General features: G+C 55.9%; 23 protein-coding genes and 1 tRNA gene. 13 read left to right on the plus strand and 11 right to left on the minus strand.

Annotation, left to right across the window (positions count from 1 at the left end; all coding sequences use genetic code 11):
* Window positions 1-24 precede the first annotated feature (24 nt).
* The 5 genes from ACJAXR_RS08045 (at window position 25) to ispD (ending at window position 4,932) form a co-directional block, all read left to right on the plus strand.
* A complete protein-coding gene (locus ACJAXR_RS08045; RefSeq protein ID WP_415057741.1) occupies window positions 25-1,656 on the plus strand; it encodes a CTP synthase in 1,632 nt (543 codons plus the stop codon).
* Window positions 1,657-1,665: 9 nt separating this feature from the next.
* Window positions 1,666-2,511 (plus strand): 3-deoxy-8-phosphooctulonate synthase, encoded by an 846-nt coding sequence (kdsA, locus tag ACJAXR_RS08050; RefSeq protein WP_415057889.1) that lies wholly within the window; start codon window positions 1,666-1,668, stop codon window positions 2,509-2,511.
* 56 nt (window positions 2,512-2,567) lie between these two features.
* Entirely contained in the window at window positions 2,568-3,857 is a 1,290-nt protein-coding gene (gene eno, locus ACJAXR_RS08055) for a phosphopyruvate hydratase (protein WP_415057742.1), read from the plus strand.
* Window positions 3,858-3,970: 113 nt separating this feature from the next.
* Entirely contained in the window at window positions 3,971-4,243 is a 273-nt protein-coding gene (locus ACJAXR_RS08060; protein WP_415057743.1) for a septum formation initiator family protein, read from the plus strand.
* Complete coding sequence (gene ispD, locus ACJAXR_RS08065; protein ID WP_415057744.1) at window positions 4,240-4,932, plus strand: 2-C-methyl-D-erythritol 4-phosphate cytidylyltransferase; 693 nt, start codon at window positions 4,240-4,242, stop codon at window positions 4,930-4,932. Before ACJAXR_RS08060 ends, ispD begins: the two co-directional genes overlap by 4 nt.
* 26 nt (window positions 4,933-4,958) lie before the next feature.
* Here the strand turns inward: ispD and ACJAXR_RS08070 are convergent, their stop codons facing one another.
* The 4 genes from ACJAXR_RS08070 to ACJAXR_RS08085 form a co-directional block, all read right to left on the minus strand.
* Window positions 4,959-6,110 (minus strand): acyl-CoA dehydrogenase family protein, encoded by a 1,152-nt coding sequence (locus ACJAXR_RS08070; RefSeq protein WP_415057745.1) that lies wholly within the window; start codon window positions 6,108-6,110, stop codon window positions 4,959-4,961.
* Window positions 6,111-7,157, minus strand: coding sequence for an enoyl-CoA hydratase/isomerase family protein (locus ACJAXR_RS08075; protein ID WP_415057746.1), 1,047 nt, complete (start codon window positions 7,155-7,157; stop codon window positions 6,111-6,113).
* The gene (gene mmsB, locus ACJAXR_RS08080) at window positions 7,157-8,047 is read right to left on the minus strand and encodes a 3-hydroxyisobutyrate dehydrogenase (RefSeq protein ID WP_415057747.1); all 891 of its coding nucleotides are present in this window, start codon (window positions 8,045-8,047) and stop codon (window positions 7,157-7,159) included. The genes ACJAXR_RS08075 and mmsB overlap by 1 nt, the downstream gene beginning before the upstream one ends.
* Window positions 8,048-8,332: 285 nt before the next feature.
* Window positions 8,333-8,409, minus strand: a tRNA-Met gene (locus ACJAXR_RS08085).
* Window positions 8,410-8,662: 253 nt separating this feature from the next.
* Between ACJAXR_RS08085 and ACJAXR_RS08090 the strand changes: the two genes are divergently transcribed.
* Both ACJAXR_RS08090 and dinB read left to right on the plus strand, forming a co-directional pair.
* Complete coding sequence (locus tag ACJAXR_RS08090) at window positions 8,663-9,844, plus strand: GGDEF domain-containing protein (protein WP_415057748.1); 1,182 nt, start codon at window positions 8,663-8,665, stop codon at window positions 9,842-9,844.
* Window positions 9,845-9,948: 104 nt separating this feature from the next.
* Window positions 9,949-11,001, plus strand: a complete 1,053-nt coding sequence (dinB, locus tag ACJAXR_RS08095) for a DNA polymerase IV (protein WP_415057749.1) — start codon at window positions 9,949-9,951, stop codon at window positions 10,999-11,001.
* Window positions 11,002-11,007: 6 nt separating this feature from the next.
* Here dinB and ACJAXR_RS08100 read toward each other — a convergent pair whose 3' ends face one another.
* Window positions 11,008-11,445, minus strand: coding sequence for a hypothetical protein (locus ACJAXR_RS08100; RefSeq protein WP_415057750.1), 438 nt, complete (start codon window positions 11,443-11,445; stop codon window positions 11,008-11,010).
* A 146-nt stretch (window positions 11,446-11,591) separates the two neighbouring features.
* On the opposite strand from ACJAXR_RS08100, the gene ACJAXR_RS08105 reads away from it, so the two are divergent.
* On the plus strand, window positions 11,592-12,374 hold the full coding sequence (locus ACJAXR_RS08105; RefSeq protein WP_415057751.1) for an SDR family oxidoreductase: 783 nt from the start codon (window positions 11,592-11,594) through the stop codon (window positions 12,372-12,374).
* 58 nt (window positions 12,375-12,432) lie between these two features.
* Here ACJAXR_RS08105 and ACJAXR_RS08110 read toward each other — a convergent pair whose 3' ends face one another.
* The gene (locus ACJAXR_RS08110; RefSeq protein ID WP_415057752.1) at window positions 12,433-12,900 is read right to left on the minus strand and encodes a DUF2489 domain-containing protein; all 468 of its coding nucleotides are present in this window, start codon (window positions 12,898-12,900) and stop codon (window positions 12,433-12,435) included.
* A gap of 3 nt (window positions 12,901-12,903) precedes the next feature.
* Window positions 12,904-13,374, minus strand: coding sequence for an LEA type 2 family protein (locus tag ACJAXR_RS08115; protein ID WP_415057753.1), 471 nt, complete (start codon window positions 13,372-13,374; stop codon window positions 12,904-12,906).
* Window positions 13,375-13,493: 119 nt separating this feature from the next.
* Here ACJAXR_RS08115 and ACJAXR_RS08120 point away from each other — a divergent pair, with 119 nt between their 5' ends.
* On the plus strand, window positions 13,494-14,048 hold the full coding sequence (locus ACJAXR_RS08120) for a hypothetical protein (RefSeq protein WP_415057754.1): 555 nt from the start codon (window positions 13,494-13,496) through the stop codon (window positions 14,046-14,048).
* Between the two features lie 37 nt (window positions 14,049-14,085).
* Here the strand turns inward: ACJAXR_RS08120 and ACJAXR_RS08125 are convergent, their stop codons facing one another.
* Complete coding sequence (locus ACJAXR_RS08125) at window positions 14,086-14,550, minus strand: YchJ family protein (RefSeq protein ID WP_415057890.1); 465 nt, start codon at window positions 14,548-14,550, stop codon at window positions 14,086-14,088.
* An 11-nt stretch (window positions 14,551-14,561) separates the two neighbouring features.
* Window positions 14,562-15,047 (minus strand): DUF6231 family protein, encoded by a 486-nt coding sequence (locus ACJAXR_RS08130; RefSeq protein WP_415057755.1) that lies wholly within the window; start codon window positions 15,045-15,047, stop codon window positions 14,562-14,564.
* Between the two features lie 156 nt (window positions 15,048-15,203).
* On the opposite strand from ACJAXR_RS08130, the gene dinG reads away from it, so the two are divergent.
* The 4 genes from dinG (at window position 15,204) to ACJAXR_RS08150 (ending at window position 20,192) form a co-directional block, all read left to right on the plus strand.
* Entirely contained in the window at window positions 15,204-17,336 is a 2,133-nt protein-coding gene (gene dinG, locus ACJAXR_RS08135) for an ATP-dependent DNA helicase DinG (protein WP_415057756.1), read from the plus strand.
* A 78-nt stretch (window positions 17,337-17,414) separates the two neighbouring features.
* Window positions 17,415-18,587 (plus strand): serine hydrolase domain-containing protein, encoded by a 1,173-nt coding sequence (locus tag ACJAXR_RS08140; RefSeq protein WP_415057757.1) that lies wholly within the window; start codon window positions 17,415-17,417, stop codon window positions 18,585-18,587.
* Window positions 18,588-18,664: 77 nt separating this feature from the next.
* Window positions 18,665-19,306 (plus strand): pyridoxamine 5'-phosphate oxidase, encoded by a 642-nt coding sequence (pdxH, locus tag ACJAXR_RS08145; protein WP_415057758.1) that lies wholly within the window; start codon window positions 18,665-18,667, stop codon window positions 19,304-19,306.
* A 67-nt stretch (window positions 19,307-19,373) separates the two neighbouring features.
* Window positions 19,374-20,192, plus strand: coding sequence for an SDR family oxidoreductase (locus ACJAXR_RS08150; protein ID WP_415057759.1), 819 nt, complete (start codon window positions 19,374-19,376; stop codon window positions 20,190-20,192).
* Here the strand turns inward: ACJAXR_RS08150 and ACJAXR_RS08155 are convergent.
* Window positions 20,176-21,423, minus strand: coding sequence for a TIGR03862 family flavoprotein (locus ACJAXR_RS08155; protein WP_415057760.1), 1,248 nt, complete (start codon window positions 21,421-21,423; stop codon window positions 20,176-20,178). The two genes, ACJAXR_RS08150 and ACJAXR_RS08155, sit on opposite strands and share 17 nt — an antisense overlap.
* Before the next feature lie 47 nt (window positions 21,424-21,470).
* Window positions 21,471-22,391, minus strand: coding sequence for a histone deacetylase (locus tag ACJAXR_RS08160; RefSeq protein ID WP_415057761.1), 921 nt, complete (start codon window positions 22,389-22,391; stop codon window positions 21,471-21,473).
* Window positions 22,392-22,402: the final 11 nt, after the last annotated feature.

The following is a 22,402-nucleotide window of genomic DNA, read 5'->3' on the forward strand; positions in this document are numbered from 1 at the left end:
AACAGATCATTCAACGGGTTTTTCATGACGCGCTACATCTTCGTCACGGGTGGTGTTGTTTCTTCTTTGGGCAAAGGCATCGCCTCTGCTTCCCTGGCCGCCATTCTTGAGGCGCGGGGCCTGAAAGTCACGATGCTCAAGCTCGATCCCTATATCAATGTCGATCCGGGCACCATGAGTCCGTTCCAGCATGGCGAAGTATTTGTTACCCATGATGGCGCTGAGACCGATCTGGATCTGGGGCATTACGAACGGTTTATTTCCGCGACCATGAGTCGTGCCAATAACTTCACTACCGGCCGAGTGTACGAGGAAGTGTTGCGCAAGGAGCGCCGCGGCGACTATTTGGGCGCGACCATTCAGGTCATCCCGCATATCACTGACGAGATCAAAAGCCGCATCATCAAGGGTGCCGGCGATGCCGACGTGGCGATGGTCGAGATCGGCGGTACAGTTGGCGACATCGAATCACAGCCATTTCTTGAAGCTATTCGGCAACTGCGTATTGAAGTCGGCGCCAAGCGCGCGATGTTGATGCATCTGACTCTGGTGCCCTACATTGCTACTGCTGGCGAGACAAAAACCAAACCTACCCAGCATTCGGTCAAGGAGTTGCGATCCATCGGTCTGCAGCCCGATGTACTCATTTGTCGCTCGGATCATCCTATTGATCTGTCTTCGCGGCGTAAGATTGCATTGTTCACCAACGTTGAAGAGCGCGCGGTCATAGGTCTGGAAGATGTCGATACCATCTATCGTATCCCTGCAGTGCTGCATGCCCAGGGGCTTGATGATTTCGTTATCGAGCGTTTTGGTATCCAGTGCGCCCCGGCCGATCTGTCCGAGTGGGATCGCGTGGTGGCTGGCAAGCTATACCCGAATAAAGAAGTAGTCATCGCGATGGTTGGCAAATACATGGAGCTGCTCGAGGCATACAAGTCTCTCATAGAGGCGCTGAGTCACGCCGGTATCCAGAGCCAGACCAAAGTCACCATGCGCTACATTGATTCCGAAGAAATTGAGTTCAAAGGCCTCGGTCTGTTGGACGGAGTGGACGCCATCCTGGTGCCCGGCGGTTTTGGCCTGCGCGGCGTTGAAGGCAAAATCGCCGCGGTGCGGCACGCCCGCGAAAACAAGATTCCTTACCTGGGTATCTGCCTGGGCATGCAGGTGGCAGTGATCGAGTTCGCACGCAGTGTCTTGGGTTGGGCTGATGCCAATTCGACCGAGTTCGACAAGACCACCTCACATCCAGTGGTCGGTTTGATTACCGAATGGGCGAACGCTGCCGGTGATCGCCAGTTGCGCACCGAGGAGTCGGATCTGGGCGGCACCATGCGTTTAGGCGGACAGGAATGCGTTCTGACTCCGGGCTCCAATGCCCACGATTGTTACGGCAAGGATGTGATAGTCGAGCGCCACCGACACCGTTACGAGGTCAACAATAACCTGCTTCCCGACCTGGAGGCTGGCGGTTTGAAAGTGACCGGACGCTCCGTTGATGGTGCGTTGGTTGAGGTGATCGAGGTGGGTGACCACCCTTGGTTCGTCGCCTGTCAGTTTCATCCGGAATTTACCTCGACGCCGCGTTATGGCCACCCGTTGTTCAGTGGCTTTATTCAGGCGGCCTTGGCCCAGCACAAACTCAAGAGCTGAGGTATGCAGATGCAACACAAGACGATCCAGGTTGGTGCTATCGAGATCGCCAACGATAAGCCTTTCGTGCTGTTTGGCGGCATGAATGTGCTCGAATCTCGGGACATGGCCATGCAAATCTGCGAGGCCTATGTCCGCGTAACCGAGAAACTGGGTATTCCCTATGTGTTCAAGGCCAGCTTCGACAAGGCTAATCGTTCCTCGATCAACTCCTTTCGCGGGCCTGGTCTGGACGAGGGGCTGAAAATTTTTGAAGAGATCAAGCAAACCTTCCAAGTGCCGATCATTACCGACGTGCACGAGCCCGCTCAAGCTGCCCCGGTGGCCGCAGTCTGCGACATTATCCAGTTGCCGGCCTTTTTGTCCCGCCAGACTGATTTGGTCGTTGCCATGGCGAGTACTGGCGCCGTGATCAATATTAAGAAAGCGCAGTTTCTGGCTCCCCAGGAAATGCGTCACATTCTGAGCAAGTGCGAAGAGGCGGGCAACGACCAGCTGATCCTGTGTGAGCGTGGCTCCAGTTTTGGTTACAACAATCTGGTGGTGGATATGCTCGGCTTCGGCGTGATGAAGCAATTTGGTTATCCAGTCTTCTTTGATGTGACCCACGCATTGCAAATGCCCGGTGGACGCAGCGACTCAGCCGGAGGCAGACGCGCTCAGGTGACTGATTTAGCCAAGGCGGGTATGAGTCAGGGCCTGGGCGGGCTGTTTCTTGAAGCGCATCCCGAACCCGATAGTGCCAAGTGCGATGGACCCTGTGCATTGCGGCTGGATCGGCTTGAACCCTTCCTGACCCAGCTCAAGGCACTGGATGATCTGGTGAAAGGTTTCCCGACGTTGGAAACCGCCTGATCATCAGTCTCTATTTCATACCACAGTCTTTCAGTTAGACGGAGCAAGCAGCAACCATGGCAAAGATCATTGATATCAAGGGTCGGGAAGTTCTCGATTCACGCGGCAACCCAACCGTAGAAGCCGACGTCATTCTGGACGGCGGCGCTGCCGGTAGTGCCTGCGCACCCTCTGGCGCTTCCACTGGCTCGCGTGAAGCTCTTGAGCTGCGCGACGGTGACAATAGCCGCTACATGGGCAAGGGTGTGCTCAAGGCAGTAGCCAATATCAATGGTCCGATTCGTGAACTACTGGTTGGCCGTAATGCGACCGACCAAGTTGGTCTGGACCGTGCGATGATTGAGCTGGACGGTACCGAGAACAAGGCAACACTCGGTGCCAACGCGATCCTTGCGGTCTCGCTGGCTGCCGCCAAGGCCGCTGCGCAGTTCAAGGGTGTACCGTTGTATGCGCACATCGCTGATTTGAATGGTACTCCCGGCGAGTATTCCATGCCGGTACCCATGATGAATATCATCAATGGCGGCGAGCATGCCGACAATAACGTCGACATTCAGGAATTCATGGTTCAGCCGGTTGGTGCCAAGAGCTTTGCCGAAGCGCTGCGCATGGGCGCCGAGATTTTTCATCACCTCAAGGCTGTACTCAAGGCCCGTGGGTTAAGTACCTCAGTCGGTGATGAAGGCGGTTTTGCGCCTAATCTCGCATCCAATGAAGATGCGTTGGCTGCTATTGCTGAAGCGGTAGCCAACGCGGGTTACAGCCTTGGTGATGACGTGACGCTGGCGCTTGATTGCGCTGCCAGTGAGTTCTACAAGGACGGTAAATACGATCTGGCTGGCGAAGGTCAGGTGTTTGATGCAGCTGGTTTTGCCGATTATCTGGCTGGGCTGACCGAACGCTATCCGATCATCTCGATCGAAGACGGTATGGATGAGTCCGACTGGGCAGGTTGGAAGGTCCTGACGCAGAAGATCGGCGCCAAGGTCCAGTTGGTTGGTGATGATCTGTTTGTGACCAATACTAAAATCCTCAAGCGAGGTATTGATGAGTCCATCGGGAACTCGATCCTGATCAAGTTCAACCAGATCGGTACATTGACCGAGACATTGGAAGCCATTCAGATGGCTAAGGCTGCTGGTTTTACTGCGGTTATTTCGCACCGTTCCGGAGAGACTGAAGATAGCACCATCGCCGATCTGGCAGTGGGTACATCGGCTGGCCAGATCAAGACCGGCTCCCTATGCCGTTCTGATCGTGTCGCCAAGTACAACCAGTTGCTGCGTATTGAAGAACAACTGCAGGGTAAAGCGCAGTACAAGGGTCGCGCCGAGTTCCGTAGCTGAGAGACGCTCATCATGTTCATTATGACGCCTGGCACGTCGAGCCTCAGTTCAGGCGCAACCCCCATCAGGTTGCGTTCGGATCTGTTTCGGCGTTTTCATGTGGGTGATGCGCTTTGAAATGGCTCTGGCCAGTTGCCCTTATCCTGCTTACGGGTCTGCAGTATCGTTTGTGGGTGGGCGAGGGCAGCCTGGCGCAGGTGACCCAGCTCAAACAGGAGATCTCCGAACAGGCGCAGGTGAACGAGCAGCTGCTCGAGCGCAATCGCGTACTGAGCGCCGAGGTCAAGGAGCTGAAGCAGGGCCTAGAAACGGTTGAAGAGCGTGCCCGGCATGAGCTTGGTATGATCCGCGAGGGCGAGACCCTGTTCCAGTTAAGCACCGAATGACAACGACTCCATTCTGGGTGGTCCTTCCAGCTGCCGGTATTGGCTCGCGCATGCGGGCTGATCGTCCCAAGCAGTATTTGCGTCTCGGCGATCGCGCACTGATTGAACATACCCTTGAATGCTTTCTTGATCAGCCCGGTTTGCGCGGCCTGGTCGTCTGTATTGCACCGCACGATCAGTGGTGGGCTCAACTAGGCTGCGCGACTGACACACGCATCTGGCGGGCAGAGGGTGGCGTCGAACGGGCCGACTCGGTCCTCGCAGGCCTGGAAAGATTGTTGATTGAGGGGGCGTCAGCGAATGACTGGGTATTGGTACACGACGCGGTTCGGCCGAACTTGGCCGCATCGGACTTGCATCACCTGCTCAATACCCTTGCCTGTGATCCGGTCGGGGGCCTTCTAGCGGTGCCGGTGCGCGACACATTGAAATGCACTGATGGACTGGGTCGAGTTGCTTCAACGCCAGACCGTTCGTTGTTCTGGCAAGCTTTCACCCCGCAGATGTTTCGCCTCGGTCCACTGCATGCTGCATTGACGGATGCGCTTGAAGCCGGTGCGGCTATCACCGATGAGTCGTCGGCCATGGAGCGGGCTGGGTACGCGCCACGCCTGGTAGAAGGCCGCTCGGACAATATCAAGGTGACTTGTCCGGAAGACCTAGAATGGCTGGCACGCTTGCGCTGTTGAGTTATAGTCGTCCGTCGTGATTCTGCCTACAGGCTGTAGTGCCTTAGTTCCCGGGCGATCAACAGGCGCTGAATCTCGCTGGTACCTTCATAAATCTGTGTGATCCGTGCATCTCGGTAAAGACGCTCAACGGGGTAATCCTCCAGATAGCCGTAGCCCCCGTGAATCTGAATTGCCTTGGAGCACACATCCTCGGCCATCTCACTGGCAAACAGTTTTGCTTGTGATGCCTCCGACAGACAGGGTTGCCCGGCGGTGCGCAGGCGCGCTGCATGAAGGATCAGCAATCGCGTGGCATTTAGCTTCATATGCATGTCAGCCAGCATATTGGCGATACTCTGATGTTCGGTCAGTGCTTGGCCGAACTGGGTGCGTTCACGGGCATAGCCCAGTGCCGCCTCGAACGCTGCCCGGGCAATGCCCAGTGCCTGAGCTGCGATACCAATGCGCCCGCCTTCCAGGTTGGATAATGCGATCGATAACCCCTTGCCACGCACACCTAGCAGATGACCTTCTGGGATGCGGCAATTGTCCAGTGTGATCGCGCAGGTATCAGAACCGCGGATTCCCAGCTTATGTTCCATGCGCTCCACACGAAATCCCGGGTTATCGGTAGGCACCAGAAAAGCAGATAAGCCTTTCTTGCCCAAGTCTGGATCGGTTACCGCAAATACCACGGCCAGGCTGGCGCGTTTGCCGTTGGTAACAAACTGCTTGGCGCCATTGATCACCCATTCGCCGTTTTCCAGCACAGCGCGGGTGCGCAGGTTGTGTGCCTCTGAGCCTGCATGGGGTTCAGTGAGGCAAAAGCAGCCAATAGCCTGACCGGTCGCTAATCGCTCAAGCCAGGTATTCTGTTGGTCGGCAGAACCGAACTTGAGCAGTGGGCCGCAGCCAACCGAATTATGTACGCTCATCAGGGCCCCAGTGGCACCACAACCTGCGGATATTTCTTCCACAGCCAGTGCGTAGGCGCTGTAGTCGGTAAAACTACCACCCTGTTCCGCCGGAACCACCATGCCCAGAAGCCCCAGTTCGCCCATTTGGCGGACCACTGTATCGTCGATCCATCCGTCCTTGTCCCATTGCGCCGCCCGCGGCGCCAGTTCGGCACGGGCAAAATCACGGGCCATTTCTCGGACCATGCGTTGGTCTTCACTAAACTCCAGATCGTTCATTTACAACCCCTTGAAGAAAGCTTTGACCCTGGCTGGATCGAGTTGCGCGATAGTAGAAGGGTTCCATCGTGGGTTTTTATCTTTGTCGACGAGCAGGGCTCTAACCCCTTCGACGATATCGCCATGCTCGAACCATTGCCTGTCTATATGCAGTTCCATGGCAAAGCATTCCGGCAAGCTGAGTTGGCGTCCGCGACGTAACAGCTCGAGGGTGACCGCCATCGCCAGGGGAGAGCGCTTGTCCATGGTGGTAACCGTTGCCAGTGCCCATTCTTTGAACTCGCTACGGTGTTCTTCAAGCAGGGACCGGCGTATGGCGGGTATATCATTGGCGATAAAGTGATGATCAATCGCGGGCTGTAATCTTGCCAATTCGCTATTGGGGAGTTCGGTTACCCCCAGGTCGCGCACTAATTGCTCGGGGCTCGTGAGGGACCAGTCCAGATTGTCGAAATGATGATCCAGCTTGGCCATGCGCTCGCTGGGTAGATGCACATCCGCGAGCCCGGCATAGAGGGCATCGGCAGCGGTTATATGATTGCCGGTGATACCCAGGTAGAGACCCAGCTCGCCAGGTAAGCGAGGTAGGAAATAACTGCCGCCAACATCCGGAAAATAACCTATACCGGTTTCGGGCATACCCATGCGTGCCCGCTCACTGACCAGCCTGAGACTGCCGCCCTGGGCAAGCCCCATCCCCCCACCCAGTACGAAGCCATCCATAAGCACCAATACCGGTTTGCTGTAGTCATGGATGTATTGATCGAGTAGATACTCGTGCCTAAAGAATTCTTCGATACCGCGTTTGCCCGCCTTGTGCAGGTCATACAGACCGCGAATATCACCACCGGCGCAGAAGGCACGATTACCTGCGCCACGCAAAATGACGGCCTTGATCGATGTATCCCCGGCCCAGACCTTCAATTGATTATGCAGCAACCGCACCATCTCCAGCGTCAGCGCGTTGAGACCCTCCGGGCGATTAAGGGTCAAGTATCCTATATGGTTACGCGTTTTGGCCATTATGACTGCTTGCGGTTCGGTCATTAATCCTCTCCTGTATACATCTTAATAATCGCGGAAAAATCCAGCGCGCCATGGCCCTGTGCGCTGAAAGTTTGATAAAGCTGCTGGGCTACCGCACCCAGTATGACGGGTTTTTTTTGCTGTTTCGCCGCGTCAGTGGCCAGTCCCAGATCCTTGAGCATGAGATCGGTGCCAAATCCACCGCTGTAGCCCCTGGCCGCAGGTGCTCCATTGATAACGCCGGGGTAGGGGTTATAGGTATCCGAGCTCCAGCAGCGACCACTGGAGGTATTGATTACGCCTGCCAGGGTTTTTGGGTCCATCCCCAGGGATACGCCGAGCGACATCGCTTCGGCCACGCCAATCATGGAAATGGCAAGCAGCATGTTATTGGCCACCTTGGCGACCTGACCATTGCCGGCCGCCCCGCAATGCACAATATTCTTCCCCATGGTCTGTAATACGGGGAGCGCAGTGTTGAAGTCTGCGACAGAACCTCCAACCATAAAGGTCAGAGTGCCCGCTTCGGCGCCGCCGGTGCCGCCGGATACGGGTGCGTCGAGCATGGGGTTGCCTTGCTGCTGAGCAGCAGAAGCCACCTCGCGGGCCGACATGGGGTCGATGGTAGAACTGTCAATCAATCGTATTCCGGGGGCTATACTAGCCAACAATCCCTTTTCACCGAGGTAGACGGCTTTGACGTGGGATGCCGCCGGTAACATGGTTATGATCAGCTCGACATCGCTCTGCGCCAAGTCTGTGATTGAATCTACCGAACTGGCACCAGCGCTTCTCAGTGCTTCAACGGCCGGCTTGAAAAGATCAAAGATGCTGAGCTGATGACCCGCTGCCAGCAGATTGCGAACCATGGGGCCACCCATATTACCCAGACCAATAAAGCCGATATGCATGTTGGCTGCTCCCTTGTGTTTTTGTTGGTGTTATAAATCATGGTAGTTGGCGCGACGCAGTTGATACAGCGTGAAAACCGACGCAGGCAGGACTATCACGCAATCGAGTGTCAGCGCAGGTATCATTCTGATTTGATTTTCCCAAGAATGGGGCGCTCCGAGTGAAGCGGTACCTTATTGTCAGGTATTGACCTCGATCCGAAAGAGGCTGGAGGCGATGTGTCAGGAGGAAATCCAGGCAAAAAAAACCGTCGAAGGAAAGGATCCAATCGACGGTCTTTAATGTGGTTGCGGGGGCAGGATTTGAACCTACGACCTTCGGGTTATGAGCCCGACGAGCTACCAGACTGCTCCACCCCGCGTCTGTGGGCGCCATTCTACTCATTGGCGCTGTGCTGTCAAGCGATTGAACAGAAAAGATATTTTCCTTAGCTTTAGCTCTGGGTCAATAGCTCCTCGGGTATCCAGCGTAGCAATCGACAGAGCCCTGTTTACCTGACGTGTGTCATAGTGCCATTATCGAAATTTGGCTATAATTCTTGCGCTGAAGTATGCTTCGTCAGCGAGGAGCAATAAGAAAATAAGAAGCAGCCCTTGGTAGTGATGGAGTCCACGGTGGAAAAAGAAACAGTTCGGTATGCGCTGTCTGCCAGACGCGGCGAGTTTGTTGATCAGGAAACTGAACGGGCCTATTGCGAGCATGTCGAAGGTATTACTGTCCGACATTTAATCGTCGCATTGCGGGTATGGGCTTTTCTACTGGTTGGCTTTGGTTGGTTGGACTACCTAGCGCTGGGTCTGAGTGATGGTTTCTATCACCTGATGGGATCACGACTGTTTTCCGCGTTGATGATCTTGTCTTTTTCAGTTGTTGTCCGCCGTCTGCCTCGGTTAGCTAGTGATGGGGGTGTTGTCACCCTTATCGAAGCGACAGGTTTCCTGCTGTTCTTCCTTATTTATTTCGTACGTCCCGACATTGTGACTTGGAATATCGGTGTCAGCTTAATACTGCTTATCAGTATCTTTATTTTTATACCCAATCGGGTCGTCAATTCCAGCCTTGTCGCGATTTTCGGCATTATCGGCACGCTCTACTGCATTTGGTTGCGCGATGCGAGCTCAGCGACACTGGTGGGTACCTTTTTTATTCTCTGCCTGCCAACTATCATCGGTTACTTTGCTGCCCTGCGACTTAACCTGGGCCAGCGCCAGCAATATGCACTGTTCATCGAAACGGTTCAGATCAACCAGTCGCTACAGTTGGAAATCAAGCGACGCGAAGAGCTGGAGGTCGAGCTCAAGCTGCAGGCCACCACTGACCCCCTTACCGGATTATTCAATCGACGTCATTACGAAATGCTGTTTCGCCGCGAACTGGAGCGTGTCCGTCGGCATGGCAGTGAGTTATCACTCTGCGTAGTGGATCTGGATTATTTCAAGCGGATCAATGACCAATACGGCCATGATGTGGGCGACCAGGTACTCAAGCAGGTGGCCCAGCTATTTATTGATACTCTGCGCCACTCGGACATCGCCGGACGTTTTGGTGGTGAAGAATTCATTCTGTTGTTACCTGACACCGGGATTGAAAGTGCACTTCTGGTCGTTGAACGCCTGCGCACACGACTCCAGGAGGAGGTGGTCGAGTCGGAGGATGAGAAGGTCAGCATTACCGCGACCTTCGCCGTCACTGAGGTCAGCAACGACGATGCCGCTATTGAAGATGTCATACGTCGTGCAGACAAAGGCCTATACGAGGGCAAGGCTGCAGGTCGGAATCGGGTAATGGCTGTCTGACTTATTCAAGATTCAGGTATGAAAGCATGCTGGCTGGTCGCAAACGTAAGGTTAAGTCCTGATCGGTTACACTGGTGCGGTTGGTAGCAACGGACTCCGAAGTAGTGCGCAAAATTATCCATATAGATTGTGATTGCTTTTACGCAGCGATTGAGATGCGTGATGATCCGCGACTGCGGGGTAGACCGCTGGCGGTAGGAGGCGATCCGGGTAAGCGCGGGGTCGTGGCTACCTGCAATTACGAAGCCCGTGCCTATGGTGTTCGGTCGGCAATGGCATCCGCCTACGCCCGCAAGCTATGCCCCGATCTGCTGATTGTTCCGCCGCGTATGGCGGTATATCGCGAGGCGTCGCAGGCGATTCAGGCCATTTTCAGTGACTACACTGATCTCATTCAGCCTCTATCGCTGGACGAAGCATTCCTCGATGTAAGTAACAGTGACGCCTGTCGTGGCAGTGCGACATTAATGGCACAGGAAATTCGCCGCAAAGCTTTCGCCAGCCAAGGTATAACAGTGTCAGCCGGGGTTGCGCCGAACAAGTTTCTAGCCAAGATCGCCAGCGATTGGAACAAGCCGGATGGCCTCAAGGTGATACTGCCGGACGAGGTTGAGGCGTTTATTAAAACGTTACCAATCGAGCGGTTGCACGGTGTGGGTAAAGTCACCGCGGCGCGGATGAAAGGATTGGGCATCGATGTGTGCGGAGAGCTTTTACCGTGGCGCAAACAGGATCTAGCCAAGGAATTCGGCAGTTTTGGTGAACGCTTGTGGCAGTTGGCTCGGGGGATAGATGATCGACCGCTTGAAGTGGAAAGCAAGCGTCAGTCAGTGAGCGTGGAGAATACCTACGATCATGATCTCCCCGATCTTGAGGCTTGCCTGCATGCGCTGGCGCCATTGCTTGAGAAGCTGGCTCAGAGGCTGGGTAGGCTGGACGGTGAGTACCGCATAAACAAGCCTTTTATCAAATTGAAGTTTCATGACTTTACTCAGACCACCCTTGAGCAGGTAGGCGCGCCGGTGACGCCCGAAGGCTATCGCGACCTTTGCATCCAGGCGTTTGCGCGGGGTGGTCGTCCTGTGCGTTTGATCGGTGTGGGGGTACGCCTGGATCACGCGCACAGTGTGCTCGGCGAGCAAATGAGCCTGTTCTGACTTGTCTCAGGCCTGTTTTTTTGCGCAGGCCGGGCACAGATGATTCTCGCCCTGGGGAACCCAGCCCAGCTCACTGATCCGCTCGACCGCTTTGGTTGTGCGTGTCGTCAGATTGTCCGCATCCAGAACCAGAAACTCAAAAGCCTGCTCTCTGGCACATTGGTCGCATTGAATCGACCAGCCGAGTACTGCATGACCGCGCAGGTCAGGGCCTTTCGCGGTAGCGGTCCATTGTCCTGGTGGATTGATCAGGTAGCGTACCTTGTCCACCAGCAGAGGCATTGGCAGATCACGGCTGCCTTTTATCGTGCAGATCAGCGTGTCTCCAGGCTTTATTCCGCCTCCCTGACCGGTAACCTGATAGAGGCCTGCAGACAGTGTGCGGCACTCTATTAGGGTATGAGTCGGCTTAAATAAGCTGTGTCTGAAGTCGTGTTGAGCCATGGATAGTCACCAGATAATGAAGGCGCCATGATAACACCGGAGTGTGGCTGTATATCACCCGGATCACTGATGGTCGGTAGGTTGGCTGGGAGCGGCTATGATGTCCTCACACATGTACTACGTCACACTAAAAAGAAGGATATCTCATGAGCGTTAAACAACTGTTCGATCTGACTGGTAAGGTTGCGCTGATCACCGGTGGTACCAAGGGCCTGGGTTTACAAATGGCCGAAGCACTGGGTGAGCAGGGCGCCAAGGTGTTTATCAGCGCCCGCAACGCAGCCGAAGTCGACGAGGTCGTCGCTCAGCTCAACGCCCAGGGCGTGGAGGCGGGTGGGATTGCCTGTGACCTGGGCAAACTTGACGCTCATCCGGTCAAAACACTGGTTGATGCGGTCGAAGCCAAATTCGGTACCATCGATATTTTAGTTAACAACGCCGGCACCACCTGGGGACAGCCAGCGGAAGAGCATAGTTACGAGGGATGGCAGAAAGTAATGACGTTGAACGTTGACGTCTGTTTCCTGATGGCCCAGGAAGTAGCTCGCCGTTTTATGATCCCGCGTCGCTCAGGCAAGATCATCAACATTGCTTCCATTGCTGGCTTCAAGGGTAACCGCGCTAACTCTGGCATCCACACCGTGGCGTACAACACCAGCAAGGCAGCAGCGATCAACTTGACTCGCGCCCTGGCAGGCGAGTGGGGCACCTACAATATCAATGTAAACGCTATTTGCCCTGGCTACTTCCCTACCAAGATGGCCAAAGGCCTGGAGAAGGTGACAGAGTTGATCAAGGAAGGCACACCCCTGGGTAGGATTGGCGGTGAAGAAGACATCAAGGGCCCGGCAGTATTTTTGGCATCCGAAGCGTCGCGACACGTCACCGGTCAGGCGATCGCAGTAGATGGTGGCAATTCGGTCGTTTGAAGCGAGATGTGTCAGGGCTGCCGGATTCAGTCCAGTAGAACCCTGACACTGTTTACAGCTAAGCCGGGTGCGACATATTACGCAGATTGGCTAGGCCTTTGCTCAACTCAGCGGCAGCCCTTTCGAGGCGCTGTTTGTGAGTCTGTTCAATAGCCTTCATTTCCCGTTCAAGCGCAATACGTTGTTCGCGCGGAAGGTCTTTCCAGGCCTGGTGAGTCGGAATGTGGGCCGTTTCATCATAGACCGTTTCAAATACGGTCAGATCTAGCAGCTCTCGCCGCGGCCCCGCATAATTATCCAGCAGCACCTTGATGCGGATGGCCCCTTCAATCGGCTGAATCTGTCCGGTTGCAAGACTCTGTGCCAGGAACTCTATATCGACGGCCAAGCGTCGCTCCAGCTCGATTTGCGACATTTTATCGGCTTGTGTCTTGTAGTTTACCCTGCGCCACAGAACAGTAGCATAGGTTGCTAGACCAACGATAATGGCCAGGCCCGCGAGGGCAAGTACGTTCAATATTGTCATAGTTCAGAAACTCAGGTCAGCGGGATTCAGTGTGCCCTTCTCGCGCAACGTAAGGGTCGGCGAGAACAACAAGCCGGTTCGGATGTGACCTTCAATCCGATAATCGACCGGCTTTTGGGTTTCTACCAGTTTGGTCATGTCGCGTAGGTGGCGCCACAGGTTGGAGCGCACATTCAATTCAAAATATTCCGAGCCGTAGGCCGGTACGTTGAATGATTGATCGCTTACTCCCGTCGCCAGGTGAGCATTGTTCAGGTAGATTTCGTAATGCATGCCGCGTATAGGAAGGCTGCGGTCGTTGGGATTGTCCACGCGCAATCGAAGACGGAAGGACTGTTCCCACAGATTGGCCTTGAGCATCTCGACATTGGCCAGTGATACCTCAGGCTTGACATAGGATGACCCGAACATGGCGCAGCCGGTCGACAGGAGCAGGCTGATCAGCAGTGCAGTAGCCAAAGTGAATCTGAGCACGTATTCCTCCTGTATGCCGCAAGCTGTCTATTTATAGAGTTGTGGGACCGCCTACGTCTGTCCATACTAATCAAATACTGCCTCCAGTGCAGGACTATTCATTACCAGGGAGAGACAAGATGCCTCTTTTCGAGATTGCTTTTCAAGGACAGCTGCGATCCGGGGTGACCCAGGAGCAGGCGCGAGCGCGGATTGGTCAGCTGTTTCAGGTGGGCGGCGAACAGCTCGATGTACTCTTTTCCGGGCGCCGGGTAGTCATCAAACAGGGTCTGGATCAGCCTGCGGCGGAAAAATACCGGCAAGCTATCGAACGCGCTGGTGCGTTGTGCAATATTGATGCGGTGGAGCCTGAAACGAATGATGCCCAAGTGCCCCCTACATCTCCATCGAAATTACTATCAAGTAATGCTCCGCAGCCAGGCCCTAACCCACACAGGGCCTCCGAGGCGGAACCTCGCGACGCATACGTGGCTGCATTCAAGGATGTCGAGGCCCCGGATTTTGCTATAGCCCCAGTTGGCAGTGATATGCAGGACGACTATGTTGAATTCACTGCGTTGCCGATCGATCTCTCTGCATTCAGTCTGGCCCCGCCCGGTGCCGACCTTGACGAGTTGAAACGTTCAGCCGACGCAGTGGTGCCCAATACCGATCATTTGAAGCTGCAGGACTGAAGCTTCAGCATTAAGGTGCAAGTGCCATCGCAAGTGCTTAGGTTGCGCAGCAACGTTTGAATTTCTTGCCGGAACCACAGGGGCAGGGAGTGTTGCGGCTAATGTCAGGCTGGTGATTGGGATCGATAAAGTACCATTGGCCTGCATGACGGAGAAAGTCGGACCGCTCTCTGTGATGGTGCCGAGTCCCGTCTGGATCGGCCCAGTGTGCGGTAAAGGTGACTTGAGCGCGATCTGCTTTGGATTTGGTCACAGCTTCCAGCTCAAGACCGAGCCAGTGACTTTCCTGGCTCCATTTATTCATTGCAAGCACGTCCAACTGCGTCTGCTGGGTCGGTAGTGTCGTCGCCACCAGATAGTCGATCAACCCCAGGGTGTATGCAGTGTAGCGAGAGCGCATCAGCGCTTGGGCGGTTGCCGCCGGCTGCCCTCCATGAGCAAGGCCGCAGCATGCATCATAGGGTTGGTCGCTACCACAGGGGCAGAGGGTGGTAGGCCCAATTGGACGCACAGTTACCACCAGTACTTATCAAAGTTTTCCGGATTGGCCCAGTATTTGGAGTTCAGCCAGTCGGGTACTGTTTTATATTCCGCCAAGTCATAGGTAAACAGGGTAAGACAGCGCTCGTCCCTTTCGAAATGGGCCTCACGCTGCATGGCCAACCCGTAGAAGTCGCTGGTCTCCCATTGTGGGGCTTCTGCAAGTTCCACAAGCACCGCCATTCTGCTAACTGACAGATTGCGCAGACCGGCCAGCAATTCGGTCCCTTCTCGTTTGCTCAACTGCTCCAATTGGTCGGCAACGATTGCCAGATCGTAGCGCTGATTGGCCAAGTCATCCGGCAAGGGTGCTTCACTGGTCGTAATCAGCTCGCAATCCGGATGTTTTGTTACATAGGCTGTTACGGCGGGGACTGAGCCACGGCTGATGCACAGCAGTCGTTTGGGCTGGTATTGATCGAGTATGCCGAGCAGTGCGTGGGTCGGGGTGGTGGACATGAGGTTTCCGAATAGCAGTGGTTAATTAATCAGAGTCCGGCCTGGAGCGGGTTATCGCAAGCGAAAACTGCAACCAGAGGTTACCTGTGAGTCCCTTGCCACAGCAAGCCCGTGATGGCGCGAAGTGATATGATGCCGCCCTTGCCTGGAGCCCGCATGCTGAATGATGAACTGAAAAGCCAGATCCAGACGGCCTACCGTACCTTCCTCGAAAACAAGTCGCTGAAGCCGCGCTATGGCCAGCGCGTGATGATTGCCGAGGTGGCCAAGCTGTTTGGCGGTATCAAGCTGGATGACGAGGGTCGGCGTGATGGCGAGCCGGCAGTGGCTGTGGTCGAGGCTGGTACAGGCACGGGCAAAACGGTGGCTTATTGCCTGGCAGCGATTCCGATTGCCCGCTATCTAGGCAAGCCGCTGGTGATCTCGACGGCTACCGTTGCATTGCAGGAGCAGATTGTCCTCAAGGACCTGCCGGATATTCAGCGTAACGCAGGGCTGAATTTCCAGTTCTCGCTTGCCAAGGGTCGGGGGCGTTACGTTTGCCTGTCCAAGCTCGACCAGTTACTGAGTGATAACCAGTCGTTGGCCAGTCGCCAGCAGGGCTTCGCCGACGAGGGATTCAACCTCGAGGTGGACGAGGCGGGGTTGAAGCTCTACACCAGCATGGTTGAGTCCCTGGCCACCAGCAAATGGGATGGTGAACGCGACTCCTGGCCTACGGCATTGGCTGATCAAGACTGGTCGCGACTGACCACTGATCATATCCAGTGTACCAACCGCCGTTGCGGTCACTTTAATCAGTGCGTGTTCTACAAGGCGCGCGAAGGTGTGCAGAAAGTCGATGTGATCGTGACCAACCACGATCTGGTACTCGCAGATCTGGCATTGGGCGGCGGAGCGATACTACCTGACCCGCGTGACTGCCTGTATATCTTCGATGAGGGTCATCATCTTCCGGACAAGGCGATCGCCCATTTTGCTCACCATACGCGCATGGCGGCAACTGCCGACTGGCTCGAGCAACTGGATAAGAATCTGAGCAAGTTGCTGGCGCAGAATCCACTCCCGGGCGATTTTGGTCGCACCCTCGAGCAGGTACCGCAGGTCGCCCGTGATCTCAAGCCCCACCAGCAGTTTATGGCCCAGGCTCTGACCGAGGTGTCGGATTTTGCCAATGTCGAGGATCCCAGCGGACAGGTGCGACCGCAGCATCGCTTCAAGGACGGCGTCATTCCGGAGCACCTATGCGATATGGGTGTGGAGCTTAAAGCAGGATTCGGACGTATTACTGACATGTTGCAGCGTCTTGTGGATCAACTCAAGGAGGCGATGGATGGCGAGGCCGTTGGCGTCACCTCGCATCAAGCTGAAGAGTGGTACCCCCTATTCGGTGCGCTGTTGGCACGATCTGAAGGTAACTGGACGTTGTGGACACAGTTTTGCCTGATAGATCCGCCTGAAAAACCGCCGACTGCGCGCTGGCTGACGCTCACTGAGCAAAATGATATCGAAGTACATGTAAGTCCGATTCTGGCAGCGGACACCCTGCGTCAGTTTCTCTGGCATAGCGCCTTCGGTTGCCTGGTCACATCCGCTACGCTGACAGCACTGGGACGTTTTGACCGCTTCAGTCAGCGTGCCGGCTTACCCCGAAGCGCGGTCTGCACTATGGCGCCAAGCCCATTCAAGTATGCGGAAAAGGGCGTGTTGCGTATTCCCGACCTCGGGGCGGATCCACGTGACAGTGCTGGCCACAGCGCCGCTATTATCGTGCATTTGCCGGCCATCCTTGAGCAGGCGCTGGGCAGTCTGGTGCTGTTTTCATCGCGGCGACAGATGCTCGAAGTCTACGCCGGCCTGGGTGGGGCTTTTCGCCAGCGTATCTTCGTACAGGGGGATCTATCCAAGCAGGAACTGATCCGCCAGCATCGCTCGCGCGTTGACGACAAGCAACAAAGCATTATTTTTGGCCTCGCCAGTTTCGCCGAGGGCGTCGATCTGCCCGGCCACTATTGTGAACATGTGGTTATTGCAAAAATTCCCTTTGCGGTGCCAGATGACCCGGTGGAAGCGGCGCTGTCGGAGTGGATAGAGCGCAATGGTGGCAATCCCTTCATGGAGATTGCAGTTCCTGATGCCTGCCTGCGCTTGATTCAGGCCTGCGGCCGCCTGCTACGCAATGAAGAAGACAGCGGCACAGTAACGTTGCTCGATCGCCGTCTGGTAACCCAGCGTTATGGCAAGGCGATCCTGAATGCGTTGCCACCCTTCCGCCGCGACATTGATTAGCCCCCTCTTTGCGGGCTGCAGCGCTCTTGAATCTGCGATTAAATATAGGCCATCAATAAACACAAAAAAGGAGTTTTCATGAGCAATGTCCAGGGCTATTTTGACCCGCGATTCGAGTCTGTGCGCACCATCTTTGCTGAGCAGCAACAGGATGCCCAGGCACGTGGCAGTGCTTTGTGCGTAATGATCGGTGGAGACACCGTGCTGGATCTGTGGCAAGGGGTTGTCGACAAGGAAAATCAACAGCCCTGGGAGCAGGATACCTTGGTTAATGTGTTTTCCTGCACCAAGCCGCTGGGCGCAGTAGCGATTCTGCAGCAGGTAGAAGCAGGAAAGATTGAGCTGGATGGCCCCTTGGCTGATGTCTGGCCGGAGTTCCGACAGGCGGGCAAAGAAGACATCACGTTGCGCCAGGTTCTGAGTCATCAGTCTGGACTGTCAGCAATCAGCGCAACGTTGCCGCCCGAAGCCCTGTTTGATTGGGATGCAATGTGCCATGCCTTGGCTGCGCAGCGCCCCTGGTGGACCCCCGACGAGATTCACGGTTATGCACCGGTAACCTACGCCTGGCTGGTCGGCGAGCCGTTGCGGCGGGTCAGTGGCGTACGGCCGGGGGACTATATACAGGAGTACATCTGTCAGCCCGCGGGGATGGATTTCTTTGTGGGCGTGCCGGATGACGCGTTGTTGCGAGTTGCTCATGTGTCGCGTCTGCGTAATCAGGCTGGCGACGAGTATGCCCGCGCATTGTTTGCCTCCATGGGTCAGCCAGAAGGACTTGGCTTCAAGGCCTTTGGCAATCCTTCGAGCATGATGGTGAGCACTAATGAGCGACAGTGGCAGCAAGCGGAAATACTCTCGGCGAACGGTACAGGCAACGCCAGATCACTGGCGCGTTTCTGGCAGTTAATGGCACACGACGGCAGTCTGGGTGATGTACGCTTGCTGGATGCTGAGTTGGTCGCCCAGGTGCGCCGGGAGCATTCGCAGGGTATGGATCGCACACTGCTGGCGCCAACGCGTTTCGGCCTGGGCGTTATGCTTGAACAGGACTATGCGGGTGGCAGCTTTGGCATGGGTCCGCAGGCCTATGGTCATCCGGGTGCAGGCGGTGCACTGGGTTTCTGCGACCCGGCCGCACAGGTCGGGTTCGGCTATGTCACCAATGCAATGGGCCCCTACGTACTGATGGACCCTCGCGCACTTGCATTGAGCCGTGAAGTCTACAAGTGCCTGCAGGCTAGCGATTGAAACAAGCCTTGTCCGGGATCAATGCAGGCCGGGTTGGCGATGCTAGGATTGATACATGATTCCAGGGAGAGTGCTAGATGAAGTCTGATATTGCTGATTTGCGCCGTAATTACACCCGCGATGGTCTGCTTGAAGAAAAGACTCCGGACGACCCGCTGAGCTTGTTCGCGAGCTGGTTTGAGCAGGCAGTGGAAATTGAGTCTAGTGAGGCCAATGCAATGATGCTGGCCAGTGTCGATGCCGAGAACCAGCCGCACGTGCGAACTGTGCTGCTCAAGGGTGCCGATGAGCGTGGGTTTGTATTTTTTACTAACTACCAGAGCGCCAAGGGCAGACAACTGGTGGTTCAGCCCAAGGCCGCAATGACTTTTTGGTGGCATGATTTAGAACGTCAGGTTCGGATCGAAGGCGAGGTGGAGCGTATTAGTGACGAGGAGTCCGATGCCTATTATCACAGCCGACCCGTCGGTAGCCGACTGGGAGCCTGGGCGTCACCGCAAAGCGAAGTGATCGCCAGTCGTCAGGTACTGGAAGACAATCTGGCCGCACTGCAAGCGAAGTACAGTGATCAATCTCCGCCGCGCCCGGAGCACTGGGGCGGTATGCGGCTTAAACCGCAACTGATCGAGTTCTGGCAAGGCCGGCCCAGCCGTCTGCATGATCGATTGAACTACCGACTGGTTGATGGGCAATGGATTCGCGAGCGCCTGGCGCCCTAGGGGACTTCTTGCGGCCCAGACAGTTTTGGCCCACTCTTTGAAATAACGGCAGAGGGAGGGAAGCTTGATGTCCAGAGGTGCGTTTCAACAGAAAGTGGTAGTTGTGACCGGCGGCTGTGCTGGCATCGGGCGGGCATTGGCCTTGCGCTTTGCCCAAGCCGGCGCGCGCATTGCGATCCTTGATGTGCAGGACGAGCCGCTGGTCGCGTTTCGCGAACAGTTGATGACCAAGATCAACGCCGAGGTGCTCGCTATTCATTGCGACGTGGCTGATGATAGCGCCTGTCAGCAGGCGATTGGTCAGGTGATCGAGCATTTTGGCGGTGTCGATGTGTTGATCAACAATGCAGGTATTACCCATCGCAGCGAGTTTGCCGATACGGATCTGGAGGTCTTCCAGCGCATCATGGCGGTGAATTATTTCGGCGCACTGCATTGCACGCGGCACGCGCTGGATAGCCTAATCGAGCGCAAGGGTCAGATTATCGTTCTCAGTTCGATCTCTGGCTTTGCGCCGTTGCTGTATCGAAGCGCCTACAACGCCAGCAAACATGCCTTGCATGGTCTCTTTGAGACCCTGAGGCTGGAAGTGCGCGAGCGGGGTGTTAACGTAATGCTCGTCAGCCCGGGCTATACCGCTACGGATATTCGCAAGAATGCGCTGGTAGGCGACGGATCAATCAATCAGGCGAGTATCGTTACCCCTTTCAAGGTGGCTTCGCCCAACGATGTTGCCGATGATATTTATCTTGGAGCAGTAAAGCGCAAGCGGCTGTTGGTGCTGTCCAACGTGGATTGGCGCGCGCGGTTCCTCTCGCGCTTTTTCCCTCGCCTGTTCGAACGCTGGATGCTGCCAAGGCTCTCCGGCGTCAAGCTCCAGCGCTGAGCCAGTCTGCGGCACCGTTGCCGGCCACCCGCCCACTGGCGAAGCAGGCCGTCAGGAGATAGCCGCCAGTGGGCGCTTCCCAGTCGAGCATTTCACCCGCGCAAAATACGCCAGGCATGCCGTTCAGCATCAAACGGTCATCCGTTGCGACACGGGTTACCCCGCCGGCACTGCTGATCGCCTCGTCCAGCGGGCGGGTACCCTGTAGTAATACAGGCACTGTTTTTATACCCTGCGCGAGCTTTTGCGGGTCGGCCAGAATGTCCGGCGTCAGGCATTCGTGCAGTAGCGCTATTTTGAGCGGATCGAGTCCGGCGCGCTTACGCAGCACCGACGCCAGCGATTGCCCCTTGCGCGGTATGGACAGCGTCTTGAAGAGTTCGCACTGGCTGCGATCGGGAGCCAGATCCAGAAAAAAATGGGCTTTTCCGGTATTCATTAGCTGCTCACGTAGCGGTGCAGATAATGAATAAATCAGGCTACCCTCTAGGCCGTCAGAGGTAACGACGCACTCGCCGCGCCGGCTCAGCTCGGTGCCATCCGGCCGAGTGACCGTCGCGATCACCTGTTTTAGTGGCTTACCGGCAAAGCGCTCGCTCAGGTGGGGGCTCCAATGACTAATAAATCCACAGTTGGCGGGTATCAGTTGCGTTACATCAATACCCCGTTCGAGGAGCGTATCAACCCAGGCGCCATCCGATCCCAGCCGTGCCCAGCTGCCGCCGCCCAACGCCAGTATGGTTGCAGCATGCTGTTTGCGCACTGCACCGCCTGGCGTATCAAACTGCAGCTGTTGCTCATTATCCCAACCCGTCCAGCGGTGACGGGTGTGCAGGTGTAAGCCTGTCTCGCGCAAGCGGCGCAACCAGGCGCGTAACAGCGGGGCTGCTTTCATTTCGACCGGGAAAACCCGGCCCGAGGAGCCGACAAAGGTGTCTACTCCTAGACCATGCACCCACTGACGCAGGGCGCTCGCATCGAGTTGATGCAACCATGCGCTCACCCATGGACTGGCTTCCTGATACCGGGCGGAAAAGCAATCAGCGGATTCCGAGTGGGTGATATTCATACCGCCAATGCCGGCCAGCAGAAACTTGCGTCCCGGAGATGGCATGGCATCGTAGATGTCGACTTCTAGACCGCGATTAATCAGCGTCTCGGCGGCCATCAGTCCGCTTGGGCCGGCGCCGATGATGGCAACACGAGAGGAGTAATTAGGGCTGGCTGACATGAATGATCCGGTTGGGTCTAATGGGGCGCTGACGGCGGCTAGCCAGTTTAACCCAAACCGCGCTCACGCCAAATCTGCGCGGCACTGTGATGCAATAAGCCATGACGACGGGCAAGCGCTTCGCGATCATTGCTGTAGCCGCCTCCTATCACAGCGCATACGGGAATGTCCCGAGCCAGACAGTGATCAATCACCATTCGATCTCGATTGGCAATGCCGGCATCGGTTAGCGCCAGATAGCCCAGAGCATCATCCTTGTGCACGTCAACGCCGGCGTCGTACAGGACGATGTCAGGCTGATATAGGGGCAGAAGATAACTGAGTACGTCGTCGACTACCTTCAGATAGGCATGATCATCTGTATTACGCGGCAGCGGGATGTCCCAGTCGCTGGCGGCCTTGCGTGCGGGGAAGTTGTTTTCGCAATGCAACGAAACCGTAATAGCGTCGGTATCGTTCTCTAGAATTCGCGCTGTGCCGTCGCCCTGATGCACATCACAGTCGAAGATCAGTACCCTTCCGGCCTTGCCACTGGCCAGCAGATAACGGCTGATGATAGCCAGGTCATTGAATATGCAGAAGCCTGAGGCGAAATCGTGATGGGCATGATGGGTTCCCCCGGCTAGATGGCAGGCGAGTCCGTGTCGCAGCGCTAGGTCGGCGGTCAGCAAGGAACCCCCAACGGCGCGAGTCGTGCGCTGCAGCAATGCTTCGCTCCATGGCAGTCCCATGCGTCGCAATTCTGCCGGTGCCTGAGCATTGGCGCAGAAGCGATTGACGTAGCCCGCGTCGTGGGCCAAAGCGAGCATATGGCAGTCAGCTGCGTCGGGTTGATGCAGGTTGCCTTCATGTAATATGCCGGCGGCGCGCAGATGGTCGTGTAGCCTCACGAATTTATCCATCGGGAAACGGTGTGCAGCAGGAAAGACGAAGCTGTAATCGGGATGATAGACGAGAGGCAAATCCATGAATCTGAGGC

This window comes from Halopseudomonas sp. (genome assembly GCF_047631575.1).
In the GTDB taxonomy this organism is placed as follows: domain Bacteria; phylum Pseudomonadota; class Gammaproteobacteria; order Pseudomonadales; family Pseudomonadaceae; genus Halopseudomonas.